General features: G+C 70.4%; 8 protein-coding genes and 1 pseudogene. 4 read left to right on the forward strand and 5 right to left on the reverse strand.

What is annotated here, in order from left to right; genetic code table 11:
• Positions 1 to 145 (forward strand): annotated as a pseudogene (locus G3O00_RS37685) (acetyltransferase); the annotation flags it as partial.
• 65 nt (positions 146 to 210) lie between these two features.
• Here G3O00_RS37685 and G3O00_RS37690 read toward each other — a convergent pair.
• A complete protein-coding gene (locus G3O00_RS37690) occupies positions 211 to 663 on the reverse strand; it encodes a nuclear transport factor 2 family protein (protein WP_206146045.1) in 453 nt (150 codons plus the stop codon).
• Between the two features lie 13 nt (positions 664 to 676).
• Entirely contained in the window at positions 677 to 1,156 is a 480-nt protein-coding gene (locus G3O00_RS37695) for an SRPBCC domain-containing protein (protein ID WP_011352617.1), read from the reverse strand.
• Between the two features lie 357 nt (positions 1,157 to 1,513).
• Here G3O00_RS37695 and G3O00_RS37700 point away from each other — a divergent pair, with 357 nt between their 5' ends.
• Positions 1,514 to 2,992, forward strand: coding sequence for a deoxyribodipyrimidine photo-lyase (locus G3O00_RS37700; RefSeq protein WP_206146049.1), 1,479 nt, complete (start codon positions 1,514 to 1,516; stop codon positions 2,990 to 2,992).
• Positions 2,993 to 3,014: 22 nt separating this feature from the next.
• On the opposite strand, the gene G3O00_RS44000 is transcribed toward G3O00_RS37700, so the two are convergent.
• The 3 genes from G3O00_RS44000 to G3O00_RS37710 form a co-directional block, all read right to left on the reverse strand.
• Positions 3,015 to 3,137 carry a hypothetical protein gene (locus G3O00_RS44000; RefSeq protein WP_041492896.1) on the reverse strand — a complete coding sequence of 41 codons (123 nt, stop codon included), beginning with the start codon at positions 3,135 to 3,137 and terminating at the stop codon, positions 3,015 to 3,017.
• Complete coding sequence (locus G3O00_RS37705) at positions 3,128 to 4,357, reverse strand: MFS transporter (protein ID WP_241025520.1); 1,230 nt, start codon at positions 4,355 to 4,357, stop codon at positions 3,128 to 3,130. The genes G3O00_RS44000 and G3O00_RS37705 overlap by 10 nt, the downstream gene beginning before the upstream one ends.
• A gap of 186 nt (positions 4,358 to 4,543) precedes the next feature.
• Positions 4,544 to 5,485: a LysR substrate-binding domain-containing protein gene (locus G3O00_RS37710; RefSeq protein ID WP_206146046.1), complete on the reverse strand. Its 942-nt coding sequence runs from the start codon at positions 5,483 to 5,485 to the stop codon at positions 4,544 to 4,546.
• A 284-nt stretch (positions 5,486 to 5,769) separates the two neighbouring features.
• On the opposite strand from G3O00_RS37710, the gene G3O00_RS37715 reads away from it, so the two are divergent.
• Both G3O00_RS37715 and G3O00_RS37720 read left to right on the forward strand, forming a co-directional pair.
• Positions 5,770 to 6,810: an alpha/beta fold hydrolase gene (locus G3O00_RS37715; RefSeq protein WP_206146047.1), complete on the forward strand. Its 1,041-nt coding sequence runs from the start codon at positions 5,770 to 5,772 to the stop codon at positions 6,808 to 6,810.
• A 157-nt stretch (positions 6,811 to 6,967) separates the two neighbouring features.
• On the forward strand, positions 6,968 to 7,680 hold a 713-nt coding region (locus G3O00_RS37720; protein WP_206146048.1), incomplete at its 3' end, for a 4'-phosphopantetheinyl transferase superfamily protein.

Genomic DNA, 7,680 nt, shown 5'->3' on the forward strand with positions numbered 1-7,680 from the left:
TGGCCGGCCGCTCGGCGCCGACGAGTTCTGTCGCGGCTTCCCGACCGGCGGCGGGCGCAAGCGCGCGGGCGGCATCAACCATCTGCCGGAAACCGAGTTCGACGCGTTCGCCGAGCGATTCGAGGCCGCGTTCCGGCTCGATTGATCGACGCGATGGTCCAGGATGCGCGTGCCGTGCAGCTATCGCACGGCGCGCGCGTCGCGCATGGATCAACCGGTCGCGCCCGCGAGCACGGCCGGCACGTTGTGGCCGTAGCAGCGCTCTTCGACGCGCTCGGCGATGCGCCAGCCTTGTGCGGTGCGCGTGAACAGGTCGACGTACCACAGCCCGAGAAACATCACCTGCGTGCTGCCGTCCGGCAGCGCGACTTCCATCGGATTGAAGCAGATCGTGCGGCCGCGCCCGGTATCGCCTTCGAGCCGGATCGACAGGTTGCCGACCATGTGCTGGTACTGCGGAAACTGCGGCAGCACGGTGCGCAGCCACGCCTTCACCTCCGGATAGCGGCCGGCGATGCCGCCCATCGCGCGATAGTCGATTGCGGCATCCGGTGTGAACACCGCGTCGAGCGCGTCGAAGTCGCGCGTGTCGATCGCAGTCGAATACGCGACGATCAGCTCGCGGATGTCGTGATGGTCCGACAGTGTTTGCAGATCGGGCATCGACGGCTCCCGGTCACGCGTTGTTGCGCCGGCGCGCCGCGTGGAGCGCTTCGGCGCGCTGCTTCACGTCGCGCGCGCACTGGTCGAAGCCCTGTTTCACCCACCCGCCGTGGTTCTGCATGATCGTGTCCGCGTTGAGGCCGAGGAACTGGTCGGTCGTGAAGTAGCGGCAGCGCTCCGCGCCGATCGCATCGATGTACTGGTCGCGGCGCGCGGCGTCCTTGTTGTCGTCGGTCGGGCGCTGCTCCCACGACAGCAGGCGTTCAGGTTCGTACGCGACGAGGATCTCGTTGACGGGAATCACGGTCTCCGTGCCCGGGATGCGTACCTGCATGTGCACGAAATCACCGAGTTTGCCGGTCGTTTCAAAGCCGACGCAGAACGTGTTCCATTCGCCGTAGCGCGGGAAGTCGGTCAGCACTTCCCAGACGACGGAGGCCGGTGCGTCGATGTCGACGGTGATCGAGGTGACGAGATTCGAGGGTTTGGTCATGGCGGCATATCGGGTGAAGCCGCGCGTGCCCGGGTGGCGGGAAGCGTCGCGGCGGTCGGAAGGAGCCGCGCCGGTATCGGTCGGCGCGCGTGACGGGTGCGGATCGGGACCTGCGGGGCGTTCGCCGCCCGCACGTGCCGCGCAGTGCGGCGCACCCGACATCGAGCGTAGGCCCGCGCACGCGGCGAAGAATCGTCGGAATGGACTAAGGCGTTTCACCGGGGCAGCAGGGCGGTGCGATTGCCGTGACGGCCAGCGGCATGGGCGCGGCGGCGCGCCGTGTGCGTCGCACGTCGACACCACGCAGCGCAGCCGCGACAATACGTGTCTCTTTCCGCTTTCGTCATCGAGGTGCCTGTGCCTGCCAAGTCGTCCGTTGCTCCCGCGATCGTCTGGTTTCGCGACGATCTGCGCGTGACCGACCAGCCCGCGCTGACGCGCGCGGTGGAATCGGGCCGGCCGCTCGTGTGCGTATTCGTCGACGACACGGGCGACGGCGCGGGGCGAGCGCTTGGCGGCGCGGCGCGCTGGTGGCTGCACGGGTCGCTGGCGGGGCTCGATGCGGCGCTCGCGCGCCATGGCGGGCGCCTGCTGCTGTTGCGTGGCGACGCGCAGCACGAGATCGAACGCGTCGTGCACGATACCGGGGCGGAAGCTGTGTACTGGAACCGCCGCTATGCGCAACCGCAGCGCGACGCCGATGCGGCGCTGAAGGCATCGCTCAAGGCGCGCGGCGTCACGGTCGAGAGCAGCAACGGCAGCCTGCTGAACGAGCCGTGGGAAGTACTGACGGGCAGCGGCGGGCCGTACCAGGTGTTCACGGCCTACTGGCGAGCGGCGCGTCGCGACCGCACGGTCGCCGTGCCGCTGCCGGAACCCGAGCGGATCGCGTTTCATCCGTGGCCGAAAGCCGTGCGTGACCGCGCGCTGGCGCTCGACGCGCTTGCTTTGCGTCCGCCGGTGCCGGATTGGGCCGGCGGCCTGCGCGACGCGTGGCCCGCGCCCGACGAAGCCGGGGCGCACGCCCGGCTCGACGCATTCCTGACGACGTCGCTCGCCGGCTATGCGGATGCGCGCGATCTTCCCGACCGTCCCGCGACGAGCCGGCTGTCGCCGTTCCTGCGCTTTGGCAACCTGTCGCCGCGACAGGTGTGGCATGCGGTGCAGGGCGCCGCGAGCGCAGGCGGTGCGGCGGTGGCCGCGGACGCCGACAAATTCCTGAGCGAGATCGGCTGGCGCGAGTTCAGCTACACGCTGCTGTATCACTTCCCGGCGCTCGCCAGCGACAACTTCCGCGCGCAGTTCGATGCGATGCCGTGGCGCGACGATCCCGACGCGCTGCGTGCATGGCAGTGCGGGCGCACTGGCTATCCGCTCGTCGATGCGGGCCTGCGCGAACTGTGGACGACCGGCTGGATGCACAACCGCGTGCGGATGGTCGTCGCGTCGTTCCTGATCAAGCATTTGCTGATCGACTGGCGCGCGGGCGAAGCGTGGTTCTGGGACACGCTGGTCGACGCCGATCCCGCGAACAACGCGGCGAGCTGGCAGTGGGTGGCCGGTTGCGGTGCCGACGCCGCGCCGTATTTCCGCATCTTCAATCCGGTCGCACAGGGGCAGAAGTTCGATCCGGACGGTGCGTACGTGCGGCGCTGGGTGCCCGAGCTTGCCGGCCTCGACAACGCATCGATCCATGCGCCGTGGGAAGCGTCGCCGCTGGAGCTCGACGCGGCGGGCGTGCGGCTCGGCGTCGACTATCCGGAACCGCTCGTCGAGCATGCGGCCGCGCGTGCCCGTGCGCTCGATGCACTGGCGGCATTGCCGAAGCGCCGCTGACCGCACGCTCCGGGTAACCGCATCAATTGCAGAACGCGACGTGTTCGAGCAGCGCGTACGCGACGCCCGAACTGAAATAGGCCGCGCCGCACCACGCGACGAACGCGAGCGTGCCGGCGGCCAGCGCCGCGCGGATCATGCCCATGCCGCGTTGCCCGATGCGGGACGCGCGAGACGCGCGTCGTTGATCGGCAGGTGCAGCAACGCCGCGAGTACGCCGAGCGCGATCGAGCCGATCCACAGCGGCATGTACGAATGCGTCGCGTCGTACACCACCGCGCCGAGCCAGACGCCGAAGAAGCTGCCGAGCTGGTGCCCGAAGAACACGAAGCCGAACAGCGTCGCGATGTAGCGCACGCCGAACACCTGCGAGATCACGCCGTTCGTCAGCGGCACGGTGCCGAGCCACGTGAACCCCATCACGGCCGCGAACACGTAGACGCTCGCGGGCGACAGCGGCGCGGCGACGAACACGGCCATCGTGAGCGCCCGCACGAGGTACAGCACCGACAGCACGTACTTGCGCCGCAGCAGCCCGCCGAGATGGCCGCACGCATAGGTGCCGGCCACGTTGGTCAGCGCGATCAGCGCGAGCGCGACGCTCGCGTGGCGCGCCGGCAGCCCGTGGTCGAGCAGGTACGCGGGAAGATGCGTCGCGATGAACGCGAGCTGGAAGCCGCACGCGAAGAAGCCCGCGTTGAGCAGCCAGAAGCCGCGATGCGCGAACGCCTCGCGCACGGCTTCGCTGATCGACTGGTCGGGGCCGGCGGCGGCGGCTGCCTGCGCGGGCCGGTCGCGCAGCAGCACGGCGAGCGGCGCGAGCAGCGCCGCGACGAGCGCCAGTGCGATGAACGCATGCCGCCAGCCGATGCCGCCGATCAGCTCTTGTGCGACGGGCACCATGCAGAACTGGCCGAGCCCGCCGATCGCACCTGCGACGCCGAGCGCCCAGCCGCGCCGGTCGGGCGGAAACAGGCGGCTCAGCGCGCCATAGATCGACGCGAACGCCGAGCCCGACAGCGCGATGCCGATCACGAGCCCGGCACCGACCGTGAACAGGCCGGTCGTCGCCGCGCGCGCCATCGTGACGAGCCCGGCCGCGTAAAGCAGCATCCCGGCGACGATCACGCGCAGCGAGCCGAAGCGATCGGCGACCATCCCCGTGAACGGCTGCGCGACGCCCCAGATCAGGTTCTGCAGCGCCAGGGCGAGGCCGAACGTCTCGCGCGACCAGCCGTGGTCGAGCGACACCGGCGCGAGGAACAGGCCCTGCACGTGGCGGATGCCGAGCGCGGCGCCCATGATCAGGCCGCCGGCCAGTACGGGCAGCCAGCGGCGGCGGACTTCCTGCTCGATCGGGGTCATGCGTGTCTCCGGATGAAGGCGCGCGGCAAGACGGCCGCGCTCGATCCGATTAGACGATCGGGCTCGCCGTCGCTCAAGCGATCATTCGGTCAGGTTGGCATGCGTGCAGGGAATGCGACGCGGGGCGTGCGGAGTGGGGCGGGAGCGCCCGGCAACGGTCAGCTTCGTTGTAACCGTTGCGCCGGCTTATGCCGAAGTCGGGCTGTGCGCACGCATCGCGGCATCGCATTCGGCCGCTTCGGCGAGCATCCAGTCGCGGACGTCGGCAACTTCGCGGCGCGGGGCCGGATCGTGCTGGAACAGCCAGTAGCCGTACGCATCCGACAGCGCCTGCGTGTGCGGCCCGAGCACCGCGAGCCGCCCGTCCGCGAGCATCGGCGCGACGAGCGCGAGGCGGCCGAGCGCGACGCCCTGGCCCGCGATCGCCGCCTGGATCACCTGGTCGTACTGGTTGAAGCGCAGCACGCCTTTCGGGCGCGCGTCGCCGAGCCCGGCCGCGTGCAGGTGTGCGCGCCACTGCAACTGCGGCTGCGGCGGCCCGTCGAATTCGAGCAGCACGTGGTCGGCGATCGCGGCCGCGTTCGTGACGGGCCGCGCCGCGAGCGCCGGATGTGCGACCGGCACGACGATTTCGTCGAACAGCCGCAGCGCGCCGGCCGGCGCGCGGTCGCGCGGACAATAGCGGATCCCGAGGTCGATGCCTTCGGCGCGCAAATCGAGTACCTTGTCGTTCGCGGCGACGCGCAAGTCGATCTCCGGCAGGCGCGCCTGCAGCCGCCCGAGCCGCGGCAGCAGCCACAGCGCGGTGACGCCGATGCTCGCGGTGATCGTGACGGGCTGGCGCTCGCGCGCGGCGGCGAGCGACGCGACGGTGTCCTGCAGCCCGTGCAGTGCCGCATCCGCGACACGAAACAGCCGCTCGCCTTCGGGCGTGAACGCGATCTTCCGGTAGCCGCGCTGCAGCAGCGCGACACCGAGATGCGCTTCGAGCGCGTGCACCTGGCGGCTGACCGCCGATTGCGTGACGCACAGGTCCTGCGCGGCGAGCGTGATGCTCATGCGGCGGCCGACGGCGACGAAACCGCGGACGAGGTCGAGCGACGGGAGACGGACGAGTGGCGTTGACATGCGCGTGACTCATGCGAACGGAGCAGCAAGATTGGTTGAGAACGCGGGGCGCGTCAAGTTCAATGGAGGCTGGTGTGGGTGGCGGAGGATGGGGCGGGAGCGGGCGCTCGTCTGTTGACGCGTTGGCCGGCCGCGAAGCGTGAGCACGAGCAGGCACCGAGGCGATAACCCGGACGGATCACGAAGGAGGGGGGCGAGTAAGCGCTGAAGCGCTAACTCCATCCATCCACGCCATGGGGCCGGAGTAAGCGCTAAAGCGCTAACTCCGGCCGACAGGAGACAAGATGACAATTTCGAACGAAGGCAACGGAATGAAGCAGGGCACCCGCGCGGCAGACGCATTGCCCCCCGAACCCGTGACGCTGCGCGCGGCCGACGGCTATGCATTGCGCGGCCACGTATGGCGCCATCGCGGCGGCAGTGTCGCTCGCCCTGTGACGGTCATCAATTGCGCGACGTCGGTGCGTTGCGACTACTACTTTCGTTTCGCGGCCTGGCTGTTCGCCCAGGGGCGCGACGTGCTCGTCTACGACTATCGCGGCATCGGCGGGTCGCGTCCGGCGCAGCTCGCGAAGCTGCGCGCGAACTGGCTCGACTGGGGGAGGCTCGATTGCGAAGCCGCGCTGCAATACGCACGCGACGCGTTTCCGGGCCAGCCGATCGACGTCGTCGCGCACAGCGTCGGCGGGGTTGCGCTCGGGCTCGCCGCATCGAACGTCCACGTGCGGCATGCGGTGACGGTCGGCGCGCAGTATGCGTACTGGCGCGATTACATGCCGGCCGAACGGCGGCGCATGTGGTGGAAGTGGCACGTCGCGATGCCGGTGCTCGCGGCCGTGTTCGGCTACGTGCCCGCGAAGCGGCTCGGCTGGATGGAGGACACGCCGCGCGGCGTCGCGTTGTCGTGGGTGCGCTCGCAGGCGCGCTTCGAGGAGAGCTATACGAGCGGCCTGCTCGCCGAACCCGCCGCGAGCCGCGCCGCGTTGCCCGCCCGCTTCGCAGCGCTATCGGCGCCGATGCTCGCGATCGGTCTCGACGACGACGGGTTCGGCACGGTCGAGGCGATCGAGCGGCTGGTCGGCTACTACACGGGCAGCGACGTCACGCACCTGCGGATCGCGCCGGCCGACATCGGCGTCGACGCGATCGGCCATTTCGCGTTTTTCCACAGCCGCTTCACCGAAACACTGTGGCCGCTGGCGCTCTACTGGCTGCAACACGGCGTGCTGCCGGCCGATGCGCCGGGCAAAGTGCATGCGATCCACCCGGCATCGCGCGGACGTGGGCCCGGCAGCGGTGTGCCGGGCGTTGCTGCGAACGGGTGACCGGGCGGCCGCGTCACGTGGGTGCCCGCCGCGAGGACAACAAGCGTCAGCGCGGCGACTAGTGCCAGCGGTATTGCCACCGACGGGCCGCAACGGCTCGCCGTACCGCCTGATCGATTAACATCGGACGTTTCATTCCACAGGCCGCCGCACGTCGATGCTCGTCCCGCCCGATTCCGCCTCCCCGTCCGACATCCCCCGCGCGTGGCGCATGCAGCGGCTCGACGCGCCGCCCGCCGCGTCCCGCGCCGGCGTGCAGATCGCGCGTATCGATTTCGACTGGCGCGTACCGCTTGCGTCGCCCGCGTATGCGGCACTCAGCGATGACGAGCGCGCGCGGGCCGCACGCTTCATGCGGCATGAGGATGCGGTGCGCAGCGCCGCGACGCGCGCCGCGCTGAGCGACGTGCTCGGCACGGCCCTCGGCATCGCGCCGCAGGCGGTGGCGATCGTCGTCGATGCATCGGGGCGACCGTCGCTGGACGGCGCGCATCGCGCATCGCTCGACTTCAACGTGTCGCATGCGGGCGACCACGCGCTGCTTGCGTGGGCTCCCGCAGGGCGCGTCGGCATCGATATCGAGTGCTGCAATCGCGCGGCGGACTGGCGCGCACTGACGCGCGAAGTCTGCGCGCCCGCCGAGGCCGCCTATCTCGACAGCGTGTCGCTTGCCGCGCGCGCCGGCGAATTCATGCGCGTCTGGTGTGCGAAGGAGGCGCTGCTCAAGGCGCTCGGCACGGGCATCGTCGGCGGGCTGAGCGCGTTCGCGGTCATGCCGCCGCGCGATGTCGCGACTCCGGCGACGACGATCGTCGAGCCGGCCGCGCCCGCCGCCGGCGTCGCGGCGTTCGAGGCGGCGTGGCTCGACGC

Origin of the sequence: Burkholderia sp. Ac-20384 (assembly GCF_017104605.1) — a bacterium.
GTDB classification, from domain to species: Bacteria; Pseudomonadota; Gammaproteobacteria; order Burkholderiales; family Burkholderiaceae; genus Burkholderia; species Burkholderia lata.

Excerpts from the sequence above, each read along its gene's own strand:
- G3O00_RS37690 (WP_206146045.1), bottom strand. The coding sequence starts at position 663 with ATGCCCGATCTGCAAACACTGTCGGACCATCACGACATCCGCGAGCTG.
- G3O00_RS37695 (WP_011352617.1), bottom strand. The coding sequence starts at position 1,156 with ATGACCAAACCCTCGAATCTCGTCACCTCGATCACCGTCGACATCGAC.
- G3O00_RS44000 (WP_041492896.1), bottom strand. The coding sequence starts at position 3,137 with ATGGGCATGATCCGCGCGGCGCTGGCCGCCGGCACGCTCGCGTTCGTC.
- G3O00_RS37705 (WP_241025520.1), bottom strand. The coding sequence starts at position 4,357 with ATGACCCCGATCGAGCAGGAAGTCCGCCGCCGCTGGCTGCCCGTACTG.
- G3O00_RS37710 (WP_206146046.1), bottom strand. The coding sequence starts at position 5,485 with ATGTCAACGCCACTCGTCCGTCTCCCGTCGCTCGACCTCGTCCGCGGT.
- G3O00_RS37715 (WP_206146047.1), top strand. The coding sequence starts at position 5,770 with ATGACAATTTCGAACGAAGGCAACGGAATGAAGCAGGGCACCCGCGCG.